Source organism: Streptomyces sp. 11x1 (genome assembly GCF_032598905.1).
GTDB lineage: Bacteria > Actinomycetota > Actinomycetes > Streptomycetales > Streptomycetaceae > Streptomyces.
The window spans coordinates 2,807,185-2,832,699 of the sequence record NZ_CP122458.1; the positions used below are offsets into that span (position 1 = coordinate 2,807,185).

Annotated in this window: 13 protein-coding genes, 1 tRNA gene and 3 rRNA genes; 3 read left to right on the forward strand and 14 right to left on the reverse strand. The window is 67.1% G+C overall.

Features of this window, described 5'->3' with window-relative positions; genetic code table 11:
- Positions 1 to 101 precede the first annotated feature (101 nt).
- Positions 102 to 2,846 carry a SpoIIE family protein phosphatase gene (locus tag P8T65_RS12205; RefSeq protein WP_316725418.1) on the forward strand — a complete coding sequence of 915 codons (2,745 nt, stop codon included), beginning with the start codon at positions 102 to 104 and terminating at the stop codon, positions 2,844 to 2,846.
- A gap of 46 nt (positions 2,847 to 2,892) precedes the next feature.
- On the opposite strand, the gene P8T65_RS12210 is transcribed toward P8T65_RS12205, so the two are convergent.
- From P8T65_RS12210 to thyX, 8 genes are all read right to left on the reverse strand, one after another.
- Positions 2,893 to 2,965, reverse strand: a tRNA-Thr gene (locus P8T65_RS12210).
- 122 nt (positions 2,966 to 3,087) lie between these two features.
- Positions 3,088 to 3,750, reverse strand: coding sequence for a DegT/DnrJ/EryC1/StrS family aminotransferase (locus P8T65_RS12215; RefSeq protein WP_316731561.1), 663 nt, complete (start codon positions 3,748 to 3,750; stop codon positions 3,088 to 3,090).
- Between the two features lie 114 nt (positions 3,751 to 3,864).
- Positions 3,865 to 3,981 (reverse strand): 5S ribosomal RNA (rrf, locus tag P8T65_RS12220).
- 96 nt (positions 3,982 to 4,077) lie between these two features.
- Positions 4,078 to 7,201, reverse strand: a 23S ribosomal RNA gene (locus tag P8T65_RS12225).
- Between the two features lie 308 nt (positions 7,202 to 7,509).
- Positions 7,510 to 9,035: ribosomal RNA gene (locus tag P8T65_RS12230) — 16S ribosomal RNA — on the reverse strand.
- The 16S, 23S and 5S rRNA genes sit together here, the layout of an rRNA operon.
- A gap of 509 nt (positions 9,036 to 9,544) precedes the next feature.
- On the reverse strand, positions 9,545 to 11,230 hold the full coding sequence (locus P8T65_RS12235; protein ID WP_316725419.1) for a ribonuclease J: 1,686 nt from the start codon (positions 11,228 to 11,230) through the stop codon (positions 9,545 to 9,547).
- A 181-nt stretch (positions 11,231 to 11,411) separates the two neighbouring features.
- Complete coding sequence (dapA, locus tag P8T65_RS12240) at positions 11,412 to 12,311, reverse strand: 4-hydroxy-tetrahydrodipicolinate synthase (protein WP_316725420.1); 900 nt, start codon at positions 12,309 to 12,311, stop codon at positions 11,412 to 11,414.
- Positions 12,312 to 12,522: 211 nt separating this feature from the next.
- Positions 12,523 to 13,263: an FAD-dependent thymidylate synthase gene (gene thyX, locus P8T65_RS12245; protein WP_230218224.1), complete on the reverse strand. Its 741-nt coding sequence runs from the start codon at positions 13,261 to 13,263 to the stop codon at positions 12,523 to 12,525.
- A gap of 189 nt (positions 13,264 to 13,452) precedes the next feature.
- Here thyX and P8T65_RS12250 point away from each other — a divergent pair, with 189 nt between their 5' ends.
- Positions 13,453 to 14,010, forward strand: coding sequence for a hypothetical protein (locus P8T65_RS12250; protein ID WP_316725421.1), 558 nt, complete (start codon positions 13,453 to 13,455; stop codon positions 14,008 to 14,010).
- A gap of 97 nt (positions 14,011 to 14,107) precedes the next feature.
- Here P8T65_RS12250 and P8T65_RS12255 read toward each other — a convergent pair whose 3' ends face one another.
- The 6 genes from P8T65_RS12255 to eccD form a co-directional block, all read right to left on the reverse strand.
- Positions 14,108 to 14,563, reverse strand: coding sequence for a hypothetical protein (locus P8T65_RS12255; protein WP_316725422.1), 456 nt, complete (start codon positions 14,561 to 14,563; stop codon positions 14,108 to 14,110).
- Positions 14,564 to 14,578: 15 nt separating this feature from the next.
- The gene (gene dapB, locus P8T65_RS12260) at positions 14,579 to 15,331 is read right to left on the reverse strand and encodes a 4-hydroxy-tetrahydrodipicolinate reductase (RefSeq protein ID WP_230218218.1); all 753 of its coding nucleotides are present in this window, start codon (positions 15,329 to 15,331) and stop codon (positions 14,579 to 14,581) included.
- Between the two features lie 44 nt (positions 15,332 to 15,375).
- Positions 15,376 to 16,755 carry a pitrilysin family protein gene (locus P8T65_RS12265; RefSeq protein ID WP_316725423.1) on the reverse strand — a complete coding sequence of 460 codons (1,380 nt, stop codon included), beginning with the start codon at positions 16,753 to 16,755 and terminating at the stop codon, positions 15,376 to 15,378.
- Positions 16,752 to 18,971, reverse strand: coding sequence for a polyribonucleotide nucleotidyltransferase (locus P8T65_RS12270; RefSeq protein ID WP_184900024.1), 2,220 nt, complete (start codon positions 18,969 to 18,971; stop codon positions 16,752 to 16,754). The genes P8T65_RS12265 and P8T65_RS12270 overlap by 4 nt, the downstream gene beginning before the upstream one ends.
- A 457-nt stretch (positions 18,972 to 19,428) precedes the next feature.
- The gene (rpsO, locus tag P8T65_RS12275; RefSeq protein WP_033529274.1) at positions 19,429 to 19,716 is read right to left on the reverse strand and encodes a 30S ribosomal protein S15; all 288 of its coding nucleotides are present in this window, start codon (positions 19,714 to 19,716) and stop codon (positions 19,429 to 19,431) included.
- 195 nt (positions 19,717 to 19,911) lie between these two features.
- Positions 19,912 to 21,381 carry a type VII secretion integral membrane protein EccD gene (eccD, locus tag P8T65_RS12280; protein ID WP_316725424.1) on the reverse strand — a complete coding sequence of 490 codons (1,470 nt, stop codon included), beginning with the start codon at positions 21,379 to 21,381 and terminating at the stop codon, positions 19,912 to 19,914.
- Positions 21,382 to 21,544: 163 nt separating this feature from the next.
- On the opposite strand from eccD, the gene eccCa reads away from it, so the two are divergent.
- Positions 21,545 to 25,504 carry a type VII secretion protein EccCa gene (gene eccCa, locus P8T65_RS12285; protein ID WP_316725425.1) on the forward strand — a complete coding sequence of 1,320 codons (3,960 nt, stop codon included), beginning with the start codon at positions 21,545 to 21,547 and terminating at the stop codon, positions 25,502 to 25,504.
- Positions 25,505 to 25,515 lie beyond the last annotated feature (11 nt).

Here is a 25,515-nt window from a genome sequence, read left to right on the forward strand (position 1 = left end):
AAGTAACCTTGCATGCGGCTGTCCAGCCACGCCGGTTCCTACCCGGCCTGGGCGGTGGCGCACGAGCACGAGCGGGCAGGCATCGGAGGGGCGGCCGCACCATGACCACCGGACTGCATCCCGGGGAGACCCCCCAGGACCCCAGGCCGACGGAGAACCAGCCTCTGCCACGGCAGGAGGCCGTCCTCGCACCCCCGCACGTAGAGAACCGGACAAGGAGTTCTGTGATCACCGCGCGCGCGGCCGCCAGCTTCGCTGCCGTCTCACGATCCGTCGCGACCGCCCGCTCGTTCGTCCGCGACACCCTCCAGGGCTGGGGCTTCGCCGACATCGTCGACGACGCGGTGGTCCTCACCAGCGAACTCGTCACCAACGCGGTCGTCCACGCCGGCACCTCCGCGGACGTCCTCTGTCTGCGTGCCGAGGACGGCGTCCGCATCGAGGTCGCCGACAGATACCCCGAACGTGAGATCCCCCTCCAGGGCAGCCACATCAACATGGGCAGCCCCGACCGCGAGGGCGGCCGCGGCCTCCAGCTGTGCGCGGCGATGGCCACCCGCTGGGGCGTGGAGTACACGTCCACGCACAAGCAGGTCTGGTTCCAACTCGACCTCCCCGACCGCCCGGTGGGCACCCGCTCGGCCGGCCCGTCCCTCCCCGCCGACCTGCTCCCGCTCGCCGACGGCCGGGTCCGCGTCGCGGTCGTCCAGATCGACCGCGTGGGCGCCATCGGCGCCTGGAACGAGGACGCCGAGGAACTCTTCGGCTACACCCCCGACCAGGTCATCGGAAAACCCCTCACCGACCTGGCCGCGTGGCCGCACACCCCCGGCACCAGCACGGGGGTTGCCGAGGCCCTCCAGCTCTCCCGCTGGGAGGGCAGTTACGGCATCCGCGGCGCCAACGGCCGGGTGACCCCGGTCTACGCCTCCCACCTCCGGGTCCGCGACTCCGCCGGCGCCCCCTCCACGGTCTGCCTCCTCGTGCGCGACGACGAGCGCGCCGTCCTCCAGACCCCCATCCGCATGCAGTCCGGCGACACCTCCGGCTCAGGCGAGGGCCAGGCCACGGACCCCTTCGAGGTCTTCATCGGCTCCCCCGCCCCGGACGACCTCGACGGCCTCCTCCAGCGCACGGTCGAGCGCGCCCGCGACATGCTCGACGGCGACTCCGCCTTCCTGCTCCTGGCCACCGACGACGAGACGGAGCTGGAGGTCCGGGCCTCCACGGGACTGCCCTCGGCCCGCCAACGCTTCGCCCGCGTCCCCGTGGAGGCAGGCCCCGGCCGCTACGGCTCGGCCCGCATGCCCGCCGTCCACGACGACCTCACGGCCGTTCCCGGCGCCGTCCCCCTGCTCAACGGCACGGGCATGCGCTCGGTCGTCACGGTCCCGCTCAAGGTCGAGGGCCGCCTCACGGGCTCCCTGGGCGTCGCCGCCGAGGCCCAGGGCCGGTACTCCAACGAGGAGGCCCTGCGCCTGCAGTTCGCCGCCGACCGCATCGCGCTGGCCGTCGAGTCGGCCCGCCTGGGCGAACTGGAACGCCTGCGCCGCGGCTCGTTGAGCTTCCTGGTGGAGGCCTCCGACCTCCTCGCGGGCACCCTGGACCGCGACCAGACCCTGGCCCTGATGGCCCAGATGACCATCCCGACGCTCGCGACGTGGTGCGCGGTCTACACGATCGCCGACCAGGCCTCCGACCCGTACCTCTCCTACGTCCTGCACGAGGACGAGGACCTCATCGACGGCCTCAAGGCTCTCCTGGTCAAGATCCGCCCGCCGGAGCCCATCCCCACGCCGGGCGCCCGCGTCTGGACGGCCCCCGCCGAGGCCGCCCACCAGGCCGCCCTGCGCACCTCCATGCGCAGCCTCGGCCTCGGCGAACCCGCCACGGTCAGCTCGGGCATCGGCACCACCCTGGCGACGGCCTCGGCGGTCGGCGGCGAGACCGTCGTCCTCCCGCTCGTCGCCCGCAACCGCGTCATCGGCATGCTGACCCTCGGCAAGCCCACCGACGAACACTTCCGCCAGGAGATCCTGGAGCTGGCGGAGGACCTCTCCCGCCGGGCCGCCCTCGCCCTGGACAACGCCCGGCTCTACTCGGAGCGCGTGGCCATCAGCCAGTCCCTCCAGCGCAGCCTCCTCCCGCCCGAGCTCCCGCAGATCGACGGCGTCGAGGTCGAGGTCATCTACCGCGCGGCCGGCGAGGGCAACGAGGTCGGCGGCGACTTCTACGACCTCTTCCCCATCCGCGACGGCGCGTACGGCTTCGCCATCGGCGACGTCTGCGGTACGGGCCCGGAGGCAGCTGCGGTGACCGGCCTCGCCCGCCACGCCCTACGCCTGCTCGCCCGCGAGGGCTACGCCGGACCGGCGGTCCTGGAACGCCTCAACTCCGCGATCATCGACGAGGGCGCCCGCAGCCGCTTCCTCACGCTTCTGTACGGCGAGTTGTGGCCCCAGGAGGACGGCAGCGCGCTCCTGAAGGTCGTGTGCGCCGGCCATCCGCTCCCGCTGCGCCTGCGCCAGGACGGCACGGTCGAGCCGGCCGCCGAACCGCAGGCCCTGCTCGGCGTCATGGAGGACCTGGAGCTGTACGAGCAGGCCGTCACCCTCGACCCCGGCGACGTCCTCCTGTGTGTCACGGACGGCGTCACCGAACGCCGCGAGGGCACCCGCATGTTGGGCGACGACGGCCTCACCGAGGTCCTCACCACCTGCACGGGTCTCACGGCCGGCGCGGTCGCGGCCCGTGTCATGCGTGCGGTCGAACGCTTCGCCTCCGACGCTCCCTCCGACGACATGGCCATTCTGGCGATGCGCGTCCCGGGCCTCCAGCAGGACTGAGCGGGCATGAGAAAGGCCCCGCCCAATGGGCGGGGCCTTTAGTCTGAGCCCCCAAACGGAATCGAACCGTTGACCTTCTCCTTACCATGGAGACGCTCTGCCGACTGAGCTATAGGGGCCTGTCACCTGTTCGAAGCTTCCCTCGTGGCAACGAGATAGATCATACCCCGATTCGGCCGATGCTTCGAACCACCTGCGCACCGGCCGGACCCGGGCGTCCCGGTCGCGCCAAGCACCGCCGCTAGAAGGCCGGTTGCAGCAGCCCGCCGAGCGCATTGCAGGCGGACACCAGCCGCTGCAGCTGCCGCTGGGACATCTCGCCGCCGATGTGCAGTGCCAGCGTCTCGTCGGCGGCCCGTTCGGTCTCCGGCAGACAGACGTCCCGCCGGAATCCCGGCATCCGGTGCACAGGCGTCTTCACCGGCACACTGCACTCGACTCCCTTGGCCCGCACGGCTCGCGCGAAGGCGTCCCGGTCCGGCCGCCCGTTCCCGGGCACCCGCACGACGTACTGCTGGAAGGTGTGCCCGTCACAGCCTTCGGGGGTCCGTACGCCCTTGAGCTTGGCACTGAGATACGCGGCCCGACGCCGACGCTCCCCGAGTTCGCTGTACGGCGTCTCCGACTCGCCCTGCTCCAGCACCAACAGCCCATGGCGCTGGCTGGCTTGACGCAGCGCCGCGATGTCGGCGGTCCTCCCGAAGCGGTGCACCACGACCGCGGCCACCGTCCGCGACGTCACCGCGGCCTCGACGGCCGAAGCGTCCAGGCAGTACGTCACCGGATCTATGTCGGCGAACACCGGCACAGCCCCGGCCAGGCTCACCGCCTGAGCGACCTCCGGGTTGCCGAACGCCGGCACGACTACCTCGTCACCTGCGCCGACACCCGCGGCCCTGAGCATTCCAACGGTACCCATGGCGCGGATCCTGGTCGCGCAACGTGAACTCCAAGTAAAGCCCAACAAAAAAGAGCTGGTCCCCGAACCGAAATTCGGGGACCAGCTCTATCAATGATTGTTCGGCGGCGTCCTACTCTCCCACAGGGTCCCCCCTGCAGTACCATCGGCGCTGTAAGGCTTAGCTTCCGGGTTCGGAATGTAACCGGGCGTTTCCCTCACGCTATGACCACCGAAACACTATGAAACTATGAATACCGCACCATCCCTCATGACACATGAGAAATGGGGTTGTTCGTGGTTTCAGAACCAACACAGTGGACGCGAGCAACTGAGGACAAGCCCTCGGCCTATTAGTACCAGTCAACTCCACCCGTTACCAGGCTTCCATATCTGGCCTATCAACCCAGTCGTCTACTGGGAGCCTTAACCCCTCAAAGGGGGTGGGAGTCCTCATCTCGAAGCAGGCTTCCCGCTTAGATGCTTTCAGCGGTTATCCCTCCCGAACGTAGCCAACCAGCCATGCCCTTGGCAGAACAACTGGCACACCAGAGGTTCGTCCGTCCCGGTCCTCTCGTACTAGGGACAGCCCTTCTCAAGACTCCTACGCGCACAGCGGATAGGGACCGAACTGTCTCACGACGTTCTAAACCCAGCTCGCGTACCGCTTTAATGGGCGAACAGCCCAACCCTTGGGACCGACTCCAGCCCCAGGATGCGACGAGCCGACATCGAGGTGCCAAACCATCCCGTCGATATGGACTCTTGGGGAAGATCAGCCTGTTATCCCCGGGGTACCTTTTATCCGTTGAGCGACGGCGCTTCCACAAGCCACCGCCGGATCACTAGTCCCGACTTTCGTCCCTGCTCGACCCGTCGGTCTCACAGTCAAGCTCCCTTGTGCACTTACACTCACCACCTGATTGCCAACCAGGCTGAGGGAACCTTTGGGCGCCTCCGTTACCCTTTGGGAGGCAACCGCCCCAGTTAAACTACCCATCAGACACTGTCCCCGATCCGGATCACGGACCCGGGTTAGACATCCAGCACGACCAGACTGGTATTTCAACGACGACTCCACCCGAACTGGCGTCCGAGCTTCACAGTCTCCCAGCTATCCTACACAAGCCGAACCGAACACCAATATCAAACTGTAGTAAAGGTCCCGGGGTCTTTCCGTCCTGCTGCGCGAAACGAGCATCTTTACTCGTAGTGCAATTTCACCGGGCCTATGGTTGAGACAGTCGAGAAGTCGTTACGCCATTCGTGCAGGTCGGAACTTACCCGACAAGGAATTTCGCTACCTTAGGATGGTTATAGTTACCACCGCCGTTTACTGGCGCTTAAGTTCTCAGCTTCGCCACCCCGAAGAGTGACTAACCGGTCCCCTTAACGTTCCAGCACCGGGCAGGCGTCAGTCCGTATACATCGCCTTACGGCTTCGCACGGACCTGTGTTTTTAGTAAACAGTCGCTTCTCGCTGGTCTCTGCGGCCACCCCCAGCTCACCGAGTAAATCGGATCACCAGGTGTGGCCCCCCTTCTCCCGAAGTTACGGGGGCATTTTGCCGAGTTCCTTAACCATAGTTCACCCGAACGCCTCGGTATTCTCTACCAGACCACCTGAGTCGGTTTAGGGTACGGGCCGCCATGAAACTCGCTAGAGGCTTTTCTCGACAGCATAGGATCATCCACTTCACCACAATCGGCTCGGCATCAGGTCTCAGACTATGTGCCAGGCGGATTTACCTACCCGACGTCCTACACCCTTACCCCGGGACAACCACCGCCCGGGATGGACTACCTTCCTGCGTCACCCCATCACTCACCTACTGCAAGTCTGGTTCGTCGGCTCCACCACTCCCCTTCACCCGAAGGATCCGGGACGGCTTCACGGACTTAGCATCGCCTGGTTCAATGTTTGACGCTTCACAGCGGGTACCGGAATATCAACCGGTTATCCATCGACTACGCCTGTCGGCCTCGCCTTAGGTCCCGACTTACCCTGGGCAGATCAGCTTGACCCAGGAACCCTTGGTCAATCGGCGCAAACGTTTCTCACGTTTGTATCGCTACTCATGCCTGCATTCTCACTCGTGAACCGTCCACAACTCGCTTCCGCGGCTGCTTCACCCGGCACACGACGCTCCCCTACCCATCCCAGCGGGCGTTGGCCCTCATGCTGGAATGACACGACTTCGGCGGTACGCTTGAGCCCCGCTACATTGTCGGCGCGGAATCACTAGACCAGTGAGCTATTACGCACTCTTTCAAGGGTGGCTGCTTCTAAGCCAACCTCCTGGTTGTCTCTGCGACTCCACATCCTTTCCCACTTAGCGTACGCTTAGGGGCCTTAGTCGATGCTCTGGGCTGTTTCCCTCTCGACCATGGAGCTTATCCCCCACAGTCTCACTGCCGCGCTCTCACTTACCGGCATTCGGAGTTTGGCTAAGGTCAGTAACCCGGTAGGGCCCATCGCCTATCCAGTGCTCTACCTCCGGCAAGAAACACACGACGCTGCACCTAAATGCATTTCGGGGAGAACCAGCTATCACGGAGTTTGATTGGCCTTTCACCCCTAACCACAGGTCATCCCCCAGGTTTTCAACCCTGGTGGGTTCGGTCCTCCACGAAGTCTTACCTCCGCTTCAACCTGCCCATGGCTAGATCACTCCGCTTCGGGTCTTGAGCGTGCTACTGAGTCGCCCTGTTCGGACTCGCTTTCGCTACGGCTACCCCACCCGGGTTAACCTCGCAACACACCGCAAACTCGCAGGCTCATTCTTCAAAAGGCACGCAGTCACGACGCACTGAGTAAACTCAATGCGCGACGCTCCCACGGCTTGTAGGCACACGGTTTCAGGTACTATTTCACTCCGCTCCCGCGGTACTTTTCACCATTCCCTCACGGTACTATCCGCTATCGGTCACCAGGGAATATTTAGGCTTAGCGGGTGGTCCCGCCAGATTCACACGGGATTTCTCGGGCCCCGTGCTACTTGGGTGTCTCTCAAACGAGCCGCTGATGTTTCAGCTACGGGGGTCTTACCCTCTACGCCGGACCTTTCGCATGTCCTTCGCCTACATCAACGGTTTCTGACTCGTCCTGTTGCCGGCAGACAACAGAAGAGAGATCCCACAACCCCGTATACGCAACCCCTGCCGGGTCTCACACGCATACGGTTTGGCCTCATCCAGTTTCGCTCGCCACTACTCCCGGAATCACGGTTGTTTTCTCTTCCTGCGGGTACTGAGATGTTTCACTTCCCCGCGTTCCCTCCACACTGCCTATGTGTTCAGCAGCGGGTGACAGCCCATGACGACTGCCGGGTTTCCCCATTCGGAAACCCCCGGATCAAAGCCTGGTTGACGACTCCCCGGGGACTATCGTGGCCTCCCACGTCCTTCATCGGTTCCTGGTGCCAAGGCATCCACCGTGCGCCCTTAAAAACTTGGCCACAGATGCTCGCGTCCACTGTGCAGTTCTCAAACAACGACCAACCACCCATCACCCCGAACCAGTAGATTCGAGTGCACCGGGGCCGGCACTGAAGGCAGCCACACGGCCGTGCCCTCAGACACCCAACAGCGTGCCCGACCGGATTCCGTCCGGAGATCATGTTTTCCACGCTCTTGCGAGCAGTACTAACAGCCTCCGGCCCGTGAAACCGGCCGAATAATCAACGTTCCACCCATGAGCAACCACCGTCGGACGTTCGCCGACGTTGTGGCCCTGGATCTCTTGCGAGATCTAGATGCTCCTTAGAAAGGAGGTGATCCAGCCGCACCTTCCGGTACGGCTACCTTGTTACGACTTCGTCCCAATCGCCAGTCCCACCTTCGACAGCTCCCTCCCTTACGGGTTGGGCCACCGGCTTCGGGTGTTACCGACTTTCGTGACGTGACGGGCGGTGTGTACAAGGCCCGGGAACGTATTCACCGCAGCACTGCTGATCTGCGATTACTAGCAACTCCGACTTCATGGGGTCGAGTTGCAGACCCCAATCCGAACTGAGACAGGCTTTTTGAGATTCGCTCCGCCTCACGGCTTCGCAGCTCATTGTACCTGCCATTGTAGCACGTGTGCAGCCCAAGACATAAGGGGCATGATGACTTGACGTCGTCCCCACCTTCCTCCGAGTTGACCCCGGCAGTCTCCTGTGAGTCCCCATCACCCCGAAGGGCATGCTGGCAACACAGAACAAGGGTTGCGCTCGTTGCGGGACTTAACCCAACATCTCACGACACGAGCTGACGACAGCCATGCACCACCTGTACACCGACCACAAGGGGGCGACCATCTCTGGCCGTTTCCGGTGTATGTCAAGCCTTGGTAAGGTTCTTCGCGTTGCGTCGAATTAAGCCACATGCTCCGCTGCTTGTGCGGGCCCCCGTCAATTCCTTTGAGTTTTAGCCTTGCGGCCGTACTCCCCAGGCGGGGAACTTAATGCGTTAGCTGCGGCACCGACGACGTGGAATGTCGCCAACACCTAGTTCCCACCGTTTACGGCGTGGACTACCAGGGTATCTAATCCTGTTCGCTCCCCACGCTTTCGCTCCTCAGCGTCAGTAATGGCCCAGAGATCCGCCTTCGCCACCGGTGTTCCTCCTGATATCTGCGCATTTCACCGCTACACCAGGAATTCCGATCTCCCCTACCACACTCTAGTCTGCCCGTATCGAATGCAGACCCGGGGTTAAGCCCCGGGCTTTCACATCCGACGCGACAGACCGCCTACGAGCTCTTTACGCCCAATAATTCCGGACAACGCTCGCGCCCTACGTATTACCGCGGCTGCTGGCACGTAGTTAGCCGGCGCTTCTTCTGCAGGTACCGTCACTTTCGCTTCTTCCCTGCTGAAAGAGGTTTACAACCCGAAGGCCGTCATCCCTCACGCGGCGTCGCTGCATCAGGCTTTCGCCCATTGTGCAATATTCCCCACTGCTGCCTCCCGTAGGAGTCTGGGCCGTGTCTCAGTCCCAGTGTGGCCGGTCGCCCTCTCAGGCCGGCTACCCGTCGTCGCCTTGGTGAGCCGTTACCTCACCAACAAGCTGATAGGCCGCGGGCTCATCCTTCACCGCCGGAGCTTTCCACACTCATCGGATGCCCGAGAGTGTCGTATCCGGTATTAGACCCCGTTTCCAGGGCTTGTCCCAGAGTGAAGGGCAGATTGCCCACGTGTTACTCACCCGTTCGCCACTAATCCCCACCGAAGTGGTTCATCGTTCGACTTGCATGTGTTAAGCACGCCGCCAGCGTTCGTCCTGAGCCAGGATCAAACTCTCCGTGAATGTTTACCGGTAATCCGGTGCACACACACGAGAGCGGAACCACCGGAGGAATAGTCCGATGGTTCACAGCATCCTCGCTGTGTTTGTTTCAAAGGAACCTCGCCCCAGCCGAGATCGGCCAGGAACGGGGTATCAACATATCTGGCGTTGATTTTTGGCACGCTGTTGAGTTCTCAAGGAACGGACGCTTCCTTTGTACTCACCCGAGCTGTTCTCAGGCTTTCCTCCGGGCAGTTTCCCTTCGGTCTTGCTGTCTTGCGTTTCCGACTCTATCAGATCGTTTTCCGATCCGATTTCCTCGGTGCTTTCCAGGTTTCCGCTTCCGCGTTTCCCTTTCCGGCGGTTCCGACTTTATCAGAGGTTCTGAGTCGGAATTTCCACCCGGTCCGGCAGGACCCTGGCGCATCAGTTGCGCCGAGTTCCCCCCTGGGCGGAGCCGTAAACGTACTGGAGCGGGGCGCCCCGATGCAAATCGAGGAGCCCCGCTCCGGCTGAGCGCTGACGGAGGGTCAGACCTCAACCACCACAGGCAGGATCATCGGCCTGCGGCGGTAGGTGTCGGACACCCACTTGCCGAGGGTGCGACGGATGAGTTGCTGCAGCTGGTGGGGCTCGACGACCCCGTCCTGCGCCGAACGCTCCAGAACTTCGGTGATCTTCGGGGCGACCGCGGCGAACGCGGAGTCCTCGATCCCGGAACCCCGGGCCTGGATGTGCGGACCGCCGGTGATCTTGCCGGTGGAGGAGTCCACGACGACGAAGACGGAGATGATGCCCTCGTCCCCCAGGATCTTGCGGTCCTTGAGCGCCGGCTCCCCGACGTCACCGACCGAGAGGCCGTCGACGTACACATAACCGGCCTGGACCTTGCCCGCGATCTTGGCCTTGCCCTCGATGAGGTCGACGACCACACCGTCCTCGGCGATGACGATGCGGTCGTGCGGTACGCCGGTCAGGGCGCCCAGCTCCGCGTTGGCCCGCAGGTGGCGCCATTCGCCGTGCACCGGCATCAGGTTCTTCGGGCGGCAGATGTTGTAGAAGTACAGCAACTCGCCGGCCGAGGCGTGTCCGGAGACATGGACCTTGGCGTTGCCCTTGTGGACGACGTTGGCGCCCCAGCGGGTCAGGCCGTTGATGACGCGGTAGACCGCGTTCTCGTTGCCCGGGATCAGGGACGAGGCCAGGATCACCGTGTCGCCCTGGACGATGCGAATCTGGTGGTCCCTGTTGGCCATGCGGGACAGGGCGGCCATCGGTTCGCCCTGCGATCCGGTGCAGACGAGGACGATCTCGTGCTGCGGCAGGTCGTCGAGGGTCTTGACGTCCACGACCAGGCCCGGCGGAACCCTGAGGTAGCCCAGGTCCCTGGCGATGCCCATGTTCCGGACCATCGAGCGGCCGACGAAGGCGACCCGGCGGCCGTATTCGTGGGCGGCGTCGAGGATCTGCTGGATGCGGTGGATGTGGCTGGCGAAGCTGGCCACGATGATCCGCTTGCTGGCGCCCGCGAAGACCTGACGCAGGACGTTGGAGATGTCGCGCTCGGGGGGAACGAACCCCGGGACCTCCGCGTTCGTGGAGTCGGAGAGAAGAAGATCGATGCCCTCTTCGCTCAGCCGTGCGAATGCGTGGAGATCGGTGAGGCGGTTGTCCAGCGGGAGCTGGTCCATCTTGAAGTCACCCGTGTGGACCACCATGCCCGCGGGGGTGCGGATGGCCACGGCGAGGGCGTCCGGGATGGAGTGGTTGACCGCGACGAACTCGCAGTCGAAGGGGCCGATGCGCTCGCGGTTCCCCTCGGCCACCTCAAGGGTGTACGGGCGGATGCGATGCTCCTGGAGCTTGGCCTCGATCAGGGCGAGGGTCAGCTTGGAGCCGATCAGCGGGATGTCGGGCTTCTCGCGCAGCAGGTACGGGACCGCGCCGATGTGGTCCTCGTGGCCGTGCGTGAGGACGATGCCCTCGATGTCGTCGAGGCGGTCCCTGACGGACGAGAAGTCCGGCAGGATCAGGTCGATTCCGGGCTGCTCCTCCTCGGGGAAGAGCACCCCGCAGTCGACGATCAGCAGCCGGCCGCCGTACTCGAAGACGGTCATGTTCCGGCCGATCTCGCCGAGGCCGCCCAGGGGGGTGACCCGGAGGCCACCTTGGGGAAGCGGCGGCGGCGGGCCGAGTTCAGGATGCGGATGACTCAAAAGACTCTCCTCACCACGCGCGCCACGTACCTCTGTGGCACGTGGCGCGCATGACGTTCGTGCAAAAGCAGTTGTGGATGGGAACGCAGGCGCTTTCGTCCTGCCTATTCAGTTGTGAAGTCTCGGGTGTGTCAGATGTGTCAGGTCTGACATCGGGTGGTGCGTCGTACGAAGTCCGGTGTTAGAGCTGTACCCCGCCGGCACCAAGATCGATCTTGAGCTGGGCGGTCTCCTCGGGGGAAAGTTCCACCATGGGGGCGCGCAGCGGTCCGGCGGGCAGGCCCTGGAGGGCGAGCGCCGCCTTGGTGGTCATCACGCCCTGGGTGCGGAACATGCCGGTGAAGACCGGGAGCAGCTTCTGGTGGATCTCGGTGGCTTTCTGGACGTCACCGGAGACGTACGCCTCGACGAGGGCGCGCAGCTCGGGGGTGACGACATGGCCGACGACCGAGACGAAGCCGACCGCGCCCACGGAGAGCAGCGGGAGGTTGAGCATGTCGTCGCCGGAGTACCAGGCGAGGCCGGAGCGAGCGATGGCCCAGCTGGCCCGGCCGAGGTCGCCCTTGGCGTCCTTGTTGGCGACGATGCGCGGGTGCTCGGCGAGCCGGACGATCGTCTCCGTGTCGATCGGGACGCCGCTGCGGCCCGGGATGTCGTAGAGCATGACCGGGAGGTCGGCGGCGTCGGCGATCGCCTTGAAGTGGCGGTACAGGCCCTCCTGCGGGGGCTTGTTGTAGTACGGCGTGACGACGAGGAGGCCGTGGGCACCGACCTTCTCGGCGGCGCGGGCCAGCTCCATGCTGTGGTGCGTGTCGTTCGTGCCGACGCCCGCGATGATGTGCGCGCGGTCGCCGACGGCTTCGAGGACGACTCGTACCAGGTCCGATTTCTCCGCGTCACCGGTGGTGGGGGACTCGCCGGTGGTGCCGTTGATGACCAGGCCGTCGTTGCCTGCGTCCACCAGGTGGGTGGCGAGCCGCTGCGCGCCGTCGAGGTCGAGTGCGCCGTCCGCCGTGAAGGGCGTGACCATGGCGGTGAGGACCCGCCCGAAGGGGGTCTGCGGAGTCGAGGTCGGAGCCATGGGTAACACGCTACTCGCTGCTCAGGGCGCGGTCTGCCCTCGGGGGGCGGGAAAAGTCCGGACAAATGCGGAGCCCGGCACTGCCTGCTCGGGGGTTCAAGCAGTGCCGGGTCCGTTTGATCAGGCTAGATGAACTTCGCGAAATGCCGCAATACGGACACTTCGCTCGGCTGACCCGCACATCTGTGCCTGGCCGAAAGCCGATGGTCCGCTACGGCGCCACACGGCCGTTCGCGTTGAACGCGGCGTGCGTGAGGGGCATGAGCCGCGCCCACTCCGTCTCCATTCGCTCGCCCACCATCTCGATCTCCCGCTGCGGGAAGGACGGAACCCTGGCGAGCTCGTGCTGGGTGCGCAGACCGAGGAAGTGCATCAGCGAGCGGGCGTTGCAGGTTGCGTACATCGAGGAGAAGAGTCCGACCGGGAGGACCGAGCGGGCGACCTCGCGGGCGACCCCGGCGGCCAGCATCTCCTGGTACGCCTCGTAGGCGTGGACGTACGAGTCCTCCATGACCCGCCCGACCAGCTCCTGCTGTGCCTGGGTGCCCTCCACGAAGACGTACTTGCCGGGACGCCCCTCCTGGACGAGCTTGCGGGCCTCGTCCGGGACGTAGAAGACGGGCTGGAGCTCCCGGTACCTCCCGGACTCCTCGTTGTACGACCAGCCCACCCGGTGGCGCATGAACTCGCGGAAGACGAAGATCGGGGCGCTGATGAAGAAGGTCATCGAGTTGTGCTCGAAGGGGCTGCCGTGCCGGTCCCGCATGAGGTAGTTGATGAGGCCCTTGGAGCGCTCGGGGTCCTTCTGCAGCTCCTCCAGGGACTGCTCGCCCGCGGTGGAGACGCGGGCGGCCCACAGCACGTCCGAGTCGGCGGCGCTGTGCTTCACCAACTCGACGGTGACGTCGCTGCGGAAGCTGGGCTTGAGATCGTCGACGGGAGTGTCGGTCACGGCTCGGAGGGTCCTTCCCATGGCTGCTCTCGGGCGGCGCCCACTCTACGGGCCGACACCGACAAGGGACCGGATGCCCCGAGTTGCGCACTCTTGTGCCCCTGTTGGACCCCCGAAAGTGGTGGGGAGGGGTTCGGCTCGGTAGCCTCACCCGGCGACAGCTGTGCGTGGATCGAGTGAGGATCAGCCGTGCCCCTGCCCTTCCTGACCGCCGACCGCGCCTTCGACCAGGCGGTGGACGAGGCGCTGCCGTTCGAGGACCGTGACCGCTGGCGGCGTCCCTACCGGCCCGGCCCGTGGCGGGTCGGCGCGGCCGCGCTCCTGCTGCTGCTCGCCTCGTACGTGCTGGTCGCGGCGGTCATCATCGCGGCGGCCGAGACACTTCAGGCGGGCGCGATCTGCTTCGGGGGCGCGCTGCTCGTCATCATCTGCGCCCTGCGGCTGCTGCGGGTCGGCATCTGGGTGAGCGCGCGCGGGGTGCGGCAGGTGAGCTTCTTCCGCACGCGTACGGCGTCCTGGGAGGCGAGCGTCTCGGTGCGTACCGTGCAGCAGCCGGTGCGCTGGCTCGGGCTCCCGCGGTCCGTGCAGGGGCAGGCGTTGCTCCTCGTCCGCAGGGACCGGGTGCAGGAGTACGTGACGCCGCTGATGACCACGCACAACGCCGACTTCCTGGCCCGTACGGAGGCCTTCGACCGGGCAGCCGACACGATCGAGGCATGGGCGGCGGAGTACGGACGCGCCGCGTAGTCGGACGTCCACGAGGGTCGCAGACAGCGAGGAGGGGCCGGTCCGCGGGTGCGGACCGGCCCCTCCTCGCTGTCTGCGGTACGACGTACGGCGGGGGTCAGGCGGTCGGCGCCGGCCGGCCGTCGTGCAGGGCGATGGCGCGCTGCATGGCCTTGCGCGCCCTGGGTGTGTCGCGGGCGTCGTGGTAGGCGACGGCGAGACGGAACCAGGTACGCCAGTCGTCGGGGGCGTCCTCGGTCTCCGCCTTGCGCTGCGCGAAGACCGCGTCGGCCGAGTCGCGGTCGATGCGGCCGCTCGGGGTCCGCTTCAACTCGTCGACGGGCAGGCCCCCTTCGGCGTCGAGTTCGGCGGCGAGCCGGTTGGCCCGGCGGACGAACTGGGTGTTCTTCCACAGGAACCACAGGCCGATCGCCGGCAGGACGAGCACGGCGACGCCGAAGGCGATCGTGACCGGTGTGCCCGTCTCTATGAGCAGGATCCCGCGGCTGCCGACCAGGACGAAGTAGACGACCAGGACGGCTGCCGTGACGGCGTAGGTGATCTTCGCGCGCATGACGTTCCCGGCCTGTCAGCCCAGATCGAGGAAGTGTTCGAGGCCGAAGGTGAGGCCCGGGGTGGTCACCACGCGGCGGGCGCCGAGCAGGATGCCCGGCATGAAGCTGCTGTGGTGGAGGGAGTCGTGGCGGATGGTGAGGGTCTCGCCCTCGCCGCCGAGGAGGACCTCCTGGTGGGCCAGGAGGCCGCGCAGCCGGACGGAGTGGACGGGGATGCCGTCGACGTCCGCGCCGCGCGCGCCGTCCAGAGCCGTCTCCGTGGCGTCCGGAGCCGGGGCCGTGCCTGCCGCGCGCCGTGACTCGGCGATGAGCTGAGCCGTGCGCGTGGCGGTGCCCGAAGGGGCGTCGACCTTCTTCGGGTGGTGCAGTTCGACGACCTCCACCGACTCGAAGTAGGGGGCGGCGATCTGCGCGAACTTCATGTTCAGGACGGCCCCGATGGAGAAGTTGGGCGCGATCAGCACGCCGGTCTCCGGGGATGCGGCCAGCCAGCCGTTCAGCTGCGCGAGGCGCTCGTCGGTCCAGCCCGTCGTGCCGACGACCGCGTGGATGCCGTGGCGGACGCAGTAGTCGAGGTTGTCCATGACCGAGGCGGGGGTGGTCAGCTCGACGGCCACCTGGGCGCCGGTCTCCGCCAGCGTCTCCAGCTTGTCGCCCCGGCTCAGGGCGGCGACCAGCTCCATGTCCTCGGCGGCCTCGACGGCCCGTACGGCCTCGGAGCCGATACGGCCCCGGGCACCGAGGACCGCCACGCGCAGCTTGCTCATTGCTTGGTTCCTTAACTGGGGTTGTCGGGCGACGACGTCAGGCGTCAGGCGACGGCTTCGTGGAGACGGGACGCCTGTTTGTCCTTGAGCGGGCCGATCACCGACAGGGAGGGGCGCCGGCCCAGGATCTCGCGGGCCACGGCACGGATCTCGTCCGGGGTCACCATGGCTATCCGGGTCAGCATCTCGTCGACGGACATCTGCTCGCCCCAGCAGAGCTCGCTCTTGCCGATGCGGTTCATGATCGCGCCGGTGTCCTCAAGGCCGAGGACCGTGGAGCCGCGGAGCTGGCCGATGGCGCGTGCGATCTCGTCGTCGGGCAGCCCGTGCTCGGCGACCTGGTCGAGTTCGTCGCGACAGATCTTGAGCACGTCGTGGACCTGGGACGGGCGGCAGCCGGCGTAGACACCGAAGAGTCCGCAGTCGGCGAAGCCGGAGGTGTACGAGTACACGCTGTAGGCGAGGCCGCGCTTCTCCCGGACCTCCTGGAAGAGGCGGGAGGACATACCGCCGCCGAGGGCGGTGTTGAGGACGCCGAGGGCCCAGCGGCGGTCGTCGGTGCGGGAGAGGCCGGGCATGCCGAGGACGACGTGCGCCTGCTCGGTCTTGCGCCCGATCAGCTCGACTCGACCGGCCGTGCGCAGGCCCCGGGTGCCCTCGCGCGGGCCGATCGGGGTGGCGTCGACGCGGGTGAGGGCGCCGGCGCTCTCGAAGGCGGCGCGGACCTGCCGTACGACCTTGTTGTGGTCGATGTTGCCGGCGCAGGCGACCACGAGGTGGGTGGGGTCGTAGTGCTTCTTGTAGAAGCGGCGTATGCGGTCGGCGCTGAGGGCGTTGACCGTGTCGACCGTGCCGAGGACCGGGCGGCCGAGAGGGGTGTCGCCGAACATCGTGTGCGCGAACAGGTCGTGCACACAGTCGCCCGGGTCGTCCTCGGTCATCGCGATCTCCTCGAGGATGGCGCCGCGTTCGACGTCGACGTCCTCCTCACGGATGAGCGAGCCGGTGAGCATGTCGCAGACCGTGTCGATGGCCAGCGGCAGGTCGGAGTCGAGCACACGCGCGTAGTAGCAGGTGTACTCCTTCGCCGTGAACGCGTTCATCTCGCCGCCGACCGCGTCGATCGCGGACGAGATGTCGAGCGCGCTGCGGCGGGAGGTGCCCTTGAAGAGCAGGTGCTCCAGGTAGTGGGTGGCGCCGTTCAGCGCGGGTGTCTCGTCGCGGGAGCCGACGTGCGCCCAGATGCCGAAGGTCGCGGAGCGGACCGAGGGCAGGGTCTCGGTGACGATGCGCAGGCCTCCCGGGAGGGTGGTCTTGCGGACCGTGCCGATGCCGTCCCTGCCCTTGATCAGGGTTTGGGTACGGGCGACGGCCCGCGCCTCCGTGGAGGTGCGGGCCGTCGCCTTGGAGCTACGGGACGTCACTTGTCGCCGTCGTCCTTCTTGTCCTCAGAACCTTCCTCGCCCTCGATCACGGGGATGAGGGAGAGCTTGCCGCGGGAGTCGATCTCGGCGATCTCGACCTGGACCTTCTGGCCCACGCCGACGACGTCCTCGACGTTCTCCACGCGCTTGCCGCCGGCGAGCTTGCGAATCTGCGAGATGTGCAGCAGACCGTCCTTGCCCGGGAGCAGCGACACGAACGCGCCGAAGGTCGTCGTCTTCACGACGGTGCCCAGGTAGCGCTCGCCGACCTCCGGCATGGTCGGGTTGGCGATGCCGTTGATCGTGGCGCGGGCGGCCTCGGCGGCCGGGCCGTCGGCGGCACCGATGTAGATGGTGCCGTCGTCCTCGATCGTGATCTCGGCGCCGGTGTCCTCCTGGATCTGGTTGATCATCTTGCCCTTGGGGCCGATGACCTCACCGATCTTGTCCACGGGGATCTTGACGGTGATGATCCGCGGGGCGTTCGGGGACATCTCGTCCGGCGTGTCGATCGCTTCCATCATCACGTCGAGGATGTGGAGGCGGGCGTCACGGGCCTGCTTGAGGGCGGCGGCCAGGACGGAGGCCGGGATGCCGTCCAGCTTGGTGTCGAGCTGGAGGGCGGTGACGAACTCCTTGGTGCCGGCGACCTTGAAGTCCATGTCGCCGAAGGCGTCCTCCGCACCGAGGATGTCGGTGAGGGTGACGTAGTGCGTCTCGCCGTCGATCTCCTGGGAGATCAGGCCCATGGCGATACCGGCGACGGGGGCCTTCAGCGGCACACCGGCGTTCAGCAGCGACATGGTGGAGGCGCAGACCGAGCCCATGGACGTCGAGCCGTTGGAGCTCAGCGCCTCGGAGACCTGGCGGATCGCGTAGGGGAACTCCTCGCGCGTCGGCAGGACCGGGACGAGGGCGCGCTCGGCGAGGGCGCCGTGACCGATCTCGCGGCGCTTCGGGGAGCCGACGCGGCCGGTCTCGCCGGTGGAGTACGGCGGGAAGTTGTAGTTGTGCATGTAGCGCTTGCGCGTCACCGGCGACAGCGTGTCGAGCTGCTGCTCCATGCGGAGCATGTTGAGGGTGGTGACGCCCAGGATCTGGGTCTCGCCACGCTCGAACACGGCGGAGCCGTGCACGCGCGGGATGGCCTCGACCTCGGCGGCGAGCGTACGGATGTCCGTCACGCCACGGCCGTCGATGCGCTTCTTCTCCTTGATGACACGCTCACGGACCAGGGTCTTGGTCAGCGAGCGGTACGCGGCGGAGATCTCCTTCTCGCGGCCCTCGAACTGCGGGAGCAGCTTCTCGGCGGCGAGCGCCTTGACGCGGTCCAGCTCGGACTCGCGCTCCTGCTTGCCGGCGATGGTGAGGGCCTGGGCGAGCTCGTCCCGGACGGCGGCCGTGAGGGCCTCCAGGATGTCGTCCTGGTAGTCGAGGAAGATCGGGAACTCGCCGGTGGGCTTGGCTGCCTTCGACGCGAGGTCCGCCTGGGCCTTGCAGAGGACCTTGATGAAGGGCTTCGCGGCGTCCAGACCGGCGGCGACGACCTCCTCGGTCGGCGCCTCGGCGCCGCCCTTGACCAGCTGGATGGTCTTCTCGGTGGCCTCGGCCTCGACCATCATGATCGCGACATCGCCGTCCTCCAGGGCGCGCCCCGCGACGACCATGTCGAAGACGGCGTCCTCGAGCTCGGAGTGCGTCGGGAAGGCGACCCACTGGCCGTTGATCAGCGCGACGCGGACGCCGCCGATCGGGCCGGAGAAGGGCAGACCGGCCAGCTGCGTGGACGCGGAGGCGGCGTTGATCGCCACGACGTCGTACAGGTGGTCGGGGTTGAGCGCCATGATCGTGGCGACGACCTGGATCTCGTTGCGCAGGCCCTTCTTGAAGGACGGGCGCAGCGGGCGGTCGATGAGGCGGCAGGTGAGGATGGCGTCCTCGGAGGGACGGCCCTCGCGGCGGAAGAAGCTGCCGGGGATCTTGCCGGCGGCGTACATCCGCTCCTCGACGTCCACCGTGAGGGGGAAGAAGTCGAGCTGGTCCTTGGGGTTCTTGGAGGCGGTGGTGGCCGACAGCACCATGGTGTCGTCGTCCAGGTACGCCACGGCGGAGCCGGCGGCCTGCTTGGCCAGGCGGCCCGTCTCGAAGCGGATGGTACGGGTGCCGAAGGAACCGTTGTCGATGACGGCCTCGGCGTAGTGGGTCTCGTTCTCCACTAGTGACTTCTCCTCGTCTTCGTCCCGGATCCCGCCCGTGTGGCAGGGGGACGGTGGCGGAGAAGCGCGCCGTCTGGTGCGGGCCGGTCTTCGATCGAAGCCCTCGGGGTTCGCAATTCCCCGGGGGCCACTACCGAGGACCGGCGGCGGCGAGGTGCGCTTCTCCTCGTTCGGTGTGCGTGCGGTCGCCCGTGCCCGGGCGTCCTCACACTGTGTCGTGTCTCTTGCGTTGTGCTACCACACTACAAAGGGGTGGTGACACTCCGCACGTTTCCGCCCGTACGTCCCGCGTACGGCGGGGCCGCGAGCCCCCTCCGGGCGAGGTCGCGCCGGGATCCGGCGGGTGCCGTGGAGGGCGTACGGCAAGGCGGCAAGTACAGCGAGTACCCGCGACTACCGCGAGTACAGCAAAAGGAGCGGTCCCCTTTTCCCGGGAACCGCTCCCCTGCACGGCGTCCTACTTGGCGCCCGCCGCACCGCGGCGGATGCCGAGGCGGTCGACCAGCGTACGGAAGCGCTGGATGTCCTTCTTGGCGAGGTACTGCAGCAGACGGCGGCGCTGACCGACCAGGATCAGCAGACCACGGCGGGAGTGGTGGTCGTGCTTGTGGGTCTTGAGGTGCTCGGTCAGGTCCGAGATACGGCGGGAGAGCATCGCGACCTGGACCTCGGGGGAGCCGGTGTCGCCCTCCTTGGTACCGAACTCGCTGATGATCTGCTTCTTCGTAGCGGCGTCGAGCGACACGCGATACTCCTCATGAGTCTCATTGATGCCACCGAGTGCCCCTGGTCTTCGTCTCAGGGGGGCTTCTGTGACTCGGGTGACGGGTCCGTCGGCGCGGTCTCCGGGTCCCTGGAAGGAGCCCGGGTGCGAACACGAACGGCCGCAGACAGGGTACCAGGCTGGTGAGACGCGCTGAGCCGGCCGTCGGGGTGCCCCTCAGCCGGTCAGCGACCGGACCTTGGTGAGGACGCCCAGCACCGCCAGGCACAGCGGGATCAAAGTGAGCAGCACGACCGCCTCGGCGATGTCGAGCAGACGGCCCCAGAAGGGGGAGAGCCCCTTCTGGGGAATGATCAGACCGATCGCGGTGAGCAGCGCGGCTCCGGCGGTGAGGGCGGCCGTGAGCCAGATGGTGCGGAGGTCCAAGGCTCCCCGGTCCGCGTGGAGCGTGAACTCGGTCAGAGCGTCGGCCGACGGATTGAGCGCGAGGCCGATCAGCAGGAGGGCGAGGGCCGCGACCCCGGCGAGGAGGGTGCAGGCCACCTGTGACGTGTAGCGGAACAGGCGGGCTCGGATCAGCATGGCGAGGCCGGCGGCAAGGCCCAGGAGCCTGCCCCACACGTCGTCCGAGAAGCCGAGGACGGCGGCGGAGGCGACCACCACGGCGGAGGTGCCGCCGACGAGACCCAGCAGCATCTCGTGGCCGCGCCGGGCCTGGGCGGCGATGCGCTCGGCGTCGAGGGGCTCGGTGTCCTGGCCCTGTGCGGGGTCGAGGTCGAAGTCCTCGTACACGACGGAGCGCGGGGAGGCGTAACCGATCGGCAGGCGGGCGAAGCGTACCGACAGGCCGGGCAGGAAGGCGACCAGACCGATGGCGACCGGGGCGCACACCGCGGCGGTGTCGGTCGCGGAGGCGTCGGCGAGGATCGCCACGAAGGTGGCCACGGTACCGACCGCAGCGGCGAAGGTAGCGGCCACGAACGCCGCGTCCCCGCTGGGGGCGAGCGCGACAAGGGCGACGGAGGCGACCAGCACCGCCACGCAGCCCAGCATGAACTGCAGTTTGCCCGGCCCCTCTCCGGCAGCCGGGCCGATGATTCCGGAGCCCGCGATGAGAAGCAGGGGCAGGGCGGCAAGTCCGATGGCCGCCGCGGCCACGCGATCGGCGTACACGCGTGCGCGCACGGCCGCGTAGGCGGTCAGGAGTACGCCCAGGCCACCCGCGATGATGCCGGGCAGGCCATTCATGTCGTGATGGATCGGGTCGGCGTACCAGAGCACGAAAGCGACGAGCAGCACGAGCAGCGCGCCGCCGATCAGCCCGGCGACGCGCAGCAGGTCGTCGCTCCACAGATGGCGGTCGCGAACGACCGCGGAGGCGACCGCGTCTGAGACGTCGTCGTGGACGGCAGGGGGCAGCGACTCGGCGAAGGGACGGAGACTGAGCACCTCGCCGTCGAGGACCCGTTCCTCCGCGAGCGAGCGGGCGCCGTCGAGGGCTGCACCGTCCCGGCGTACCAGGTGGTAGCCCGTCGGGGTGCCCACCGGCTGGGTCTGGCCCGTCAGGCGCAGGATCTCCGGATAGATGTCGGCGATGGTGATGTCCACCGGGAGGGCAACGTCGATGCGGCTGTCGGGTGCCACGACAGTGACTCGGCAGAACCCGGTCGTCGCGGTCGTACTCACCTTGATTGACCCCCTGCTTCGCGGATGCGCACGCTGCGGACGTCACCCTACCGGTAGGTGCCGTCAGGGGTGACAAGTAGGATCCCCGCCTAGCGGAGGGCGACCGTCACCACGGGGGTGCCGGTGGGAAACTGCTTGTCCGCGTAGGGGGATTGACGCACCGGTGAGCCAGATCGTCATCAAGCGCCCACCGCGTTCCCTGCCGCCCGAAGTACCCACCGATGAGCTGCGCCTGGAGGCTCCTCCAGAACTGCCGCGGGGTCAGCAGGAGGGCATGCTGATGCAGATCCTGCCGACGCTCGGCATGGGCTCGTCGGTGGTGTTCTACTTCGCCTCCCCGAACGCCCATCCGTTCATGCGGATCATGGGTGTGGTGATGCTCGTGTCGACGGCCGCGATGGTGATCGCGCAGATCGTCCGACACCGTCGCGGTACGCAGGGGCAAATGGCCGATGTGCGTCGGGACTATCTCAAATACCTCGCGCAGACCCGGCGTACGGTGCGCAGGATCGGTTTGAAGCAGCGTGACGCCCAGCTGTATCTGCACCCCTCTCCCGAACAGTTGTGGTCCGTGGTCGCCGAGGGCAGCCGGGTGTGGGAGCGCCGCGTCGGGGACGCGGACTTCGGGCAGGCGCGGATCGGTCTGGGACCGCAGCAGTTGGCCTCTCCGCTGGTGGCTCCCGAGACAGCGCCCGTAGACGAACTCGAGCCCCTGTGCGCCGGCGCCATGCAGCGTTTCCTCGCCGTGCACGGCCAGTTGGACGGGCTGCCGGTCGCGGTGTCGATGCGGGCCTTCTACCACGTGACGGTCTCCGGCGAGCCGGAGCGTGCCCAGGCCGCGGCGCGTGCCCTGGTCGCCCAACTCACCACCCTGCACTCCCCCGAGGACCTGCTGCTGGCCGTCGTCGCCGCCCCGGCCGCGGTCGACCGCTGGGACTGGACCAAGTGGCTGCCGCACAGTCAGTTGACCGGGCAGTTCGACGGCGCAGGCACCCGGCGGCTGTTCGGAGACGACCTCGGGGAGCTGGAACAGCTGCTGTCGGCCCACCTCGAAGGCCGCCCGCGTTTCAGCCGGGACGGCCAGCCGGTACTGGACCAGCCGCACATCATCGTCGTCCTCGACGGCGGAATCGTGCCCCCGACCTCCGCTTTCGCGGCCGCCGAGGGCTTGCAGGGCGTGACGATCATCGAGGTGGTCCCGGGCGAACTCGACCAGCCCCGGGGCGGCCTCTCCATCGTCGTACGGCCGGACCGGCTGTGGCTGGACACGGGTGCCCCTCTCGCCTACGAGGGCACCCCCGACGGGCTGTCCCTGCCCGCCGCGGAGGCACTCGCCCGGCAGCTGGCGCCCCTGCGCATGGGCGGCGGGAACGACGACGAACCACTGCTCGCCAACCTGGACTTCACCGATCTGCTGGGCCTCGGCGACGCCGCCTCCGTGGAGGTCACTCGCACCTGGCGACCACGGTCGACGCCGGAGCGCCTGCGGGTCCCCATCGGCGTCGGCGAGGACGGCCGACCCGTGATGCTGGACCTCAAAGAAGCCGCGCAGGACGGCATGGGCCCGCACGGTCTGTGTGTGGGCGCGACCGGTTCCGGCAAGTCGGAGCTGCTGCGCACGCTGGTGCTCGGCCTCGCGGTCACCCATTCCTCCGAAACGTTGAACTTCGTCCTCGCGGACTTCAAGGGCGGCGCCACCTTCGCCGGCATGTCCCAGATGCCGCACGTCGCCGCCGTCATCACCAACCTCTCCGACGATCTGACTCTCGTCGACCGTATGGGCGACGCGATCCGCGGCGAACTCCAGCGCCGCCAGGAGCTGCTGCGCTCGGCGGGCAACTACGCCAACATCCACGACTACGAGAAGGCGCGGGCCGCAGGTGCTCCGCTGGAGCCGCTGGCCTCGCTCGTCCTCGTGATCGACGAGTTCAGCGAACTGCTGACGGCCAAGCCCGACTTCATCGACATGTTCATCCAGATCGGCCGCATCGGCCGCTCCCTGGGTGTGCACCTCCTGCTGGCCTCGCAGCGCCTGGAGGAAGGCCGTCTGCGCGGCCTGGACACCTATCTGTCGTACCGGATCGGTCTGCGGACGTTCTCGGCCGCGGAGTCGCGCGCGGCGCTCGGGGTTCCGGACGCCTACCACCTGCCGTCCGTGCCGGGCTCCGGGTATCTGAAGTTCGGCACGGACGAGATGACCCGCTTCAAGGCGGCGTACGTGTCGGGTGCGTACCGCTCCGGTGGCCCAGAGGTCCCCGGTGACCGGACACCGATCGAGCGCCGGCCCGCGCTGTTCACCGCGGCCCACGTACCGATCACGTACGCGGCCGCGGACCCCGCACAGACTCGAGCTCCCGCGCGCCAGGATGACGACGCCTTGGCGGACACGGTCCTCGACGTCATCGTGCAGCGTCTGGAGGGCCAGGGCGTGCCCGCCCATCAGGTATGGCTACCGCCCCTGGACAGGGCGCCGACGCTGGACCAGTTGCTGCCGTCGCTCGCGTCGACAGCCGAACGGGGCCTGCAGGCCGCCGAGTACACGCGACTGGGCGGGTTGACGGTTCCCGTCGGTCTGATCGACAAGCCGTTCGAGCAGAAGCGCGAGGTGCTCTACCGGGACTTCTCCGGCGCGGCGGGGCACATGATGGTCGTCGGTGGCCCCCAGTCCGGCAAGTCCACGCTGCTGCGCACGTTGATCGGCTCCTTCGCCGTGACCCACACGCCACACGAGGTGCAGTTCTACTGCCTCGACTTCGGCGGTGAAGGCCTGTCGTCCCTGTCGGACCTGCCGCACGTCGGCGGGGTCGCCTCCAGGCTGGACCCCGAGCGGGTCCGCCGCACGGTCGCGGAGGTGGCGGGCATTCTCAACCGCCGCGAGCAGTTCTTCCGTGCCAACGGCATCGACTCCATCGGCACGTACCGTCGGCGGCGTGCGGCCGGCGAGCTGCCCGGCGAAGCCTGGGGCGACGTCTTCCTGGTCATCGACGGCTGGGGCAACTTCAAGGGCGACTACGAGGGGCTCGAAGGCATCGTCCACGACATCGCCGGCCGCGGCCTCGGCTACGGCATCCATGTCGTCCTCTCCGCCTCGCGCTACATGGAGGTGCGGTCCGCGCTCAAGGACCAGATCCTGGGCCGACTGGAGCTGCGCCTCGGTGACGTCATGGACTCCGAGTTCGACCGCAGGGTCGCGGCGAACGTGCCGGCGGGTGTCCCAGGCCGTGGTCAGGTCCCGGAAAAACTGCATTTCATGACGGCGCTGCCGCGTATCGACTCCTCGTCCGACGCGAACGACCTGTCGGAGGCCACGGCTCAACTGGTGCAGGCGGTCAAGGGCAACTGGCAGGGTCCCGCGGCCCCGACGGTCCGCCTGCTGCCCCGCAGGCTGCCTGCCGACCAGTTGCCCAAGGGCTTCGAGTTCCCGCAGCACGGCATCGCGATCGGCATCGACGAGGCCAACCTCGAACCGGTCTTCATCGACTTCGACACGGACCCCTTCTTCCTGGTCTTCGGGGAGAGCGAGTCGGGCAAGACCAACCTGCTGCGCCTGATCGCGAAGCAGATCGCCGAGCGCTACACGCCCTCGGAGGCCCGGATCGTCGTCGGCGACTATCGAAGGACGATGCTGGAGGCGGTCTCCGAGGAACATTTGCTGGAGTACGCGCCGATGGCGTCCGCGATGAACGTCCATATGGACGCCATCCGGCAGTTCATGGAGATGCGCGCGCCGAAGCCCGACATCACGCCGCAGCAGCTGCGCGACCGCAGCTGGTGGAGCGGCCCGCAGCTGTTCGTCATCGTCGACGACTACGAGCTGGTCGCCACCAACTCCGGGAACCCGCTGTCGGCTCTCGTCGAGCATCTGCCGTTCGCGCGTGACGTGGGCGTCAAGTTCATCATCGCCCGTAACGCGGCGGGGGCCTCGCGCTCCATGTACGAGTCGTTCATGCAGCGGGTGAAGGAGCTGGGCGCCCAGGGGCTCGTCCTGTCCGGCGACCCGATGGAAGGCGACATCCTCGGCAACGTCCGGGCCAGGCCCATGCCTCCGGGACGGGGCACGTTCGTCTCGCGGAAGCGCGGAGCCCCTCTTATCCAGGTGGGCTTGCTTCCGCAACGCCATTAGAGTGATGAAGA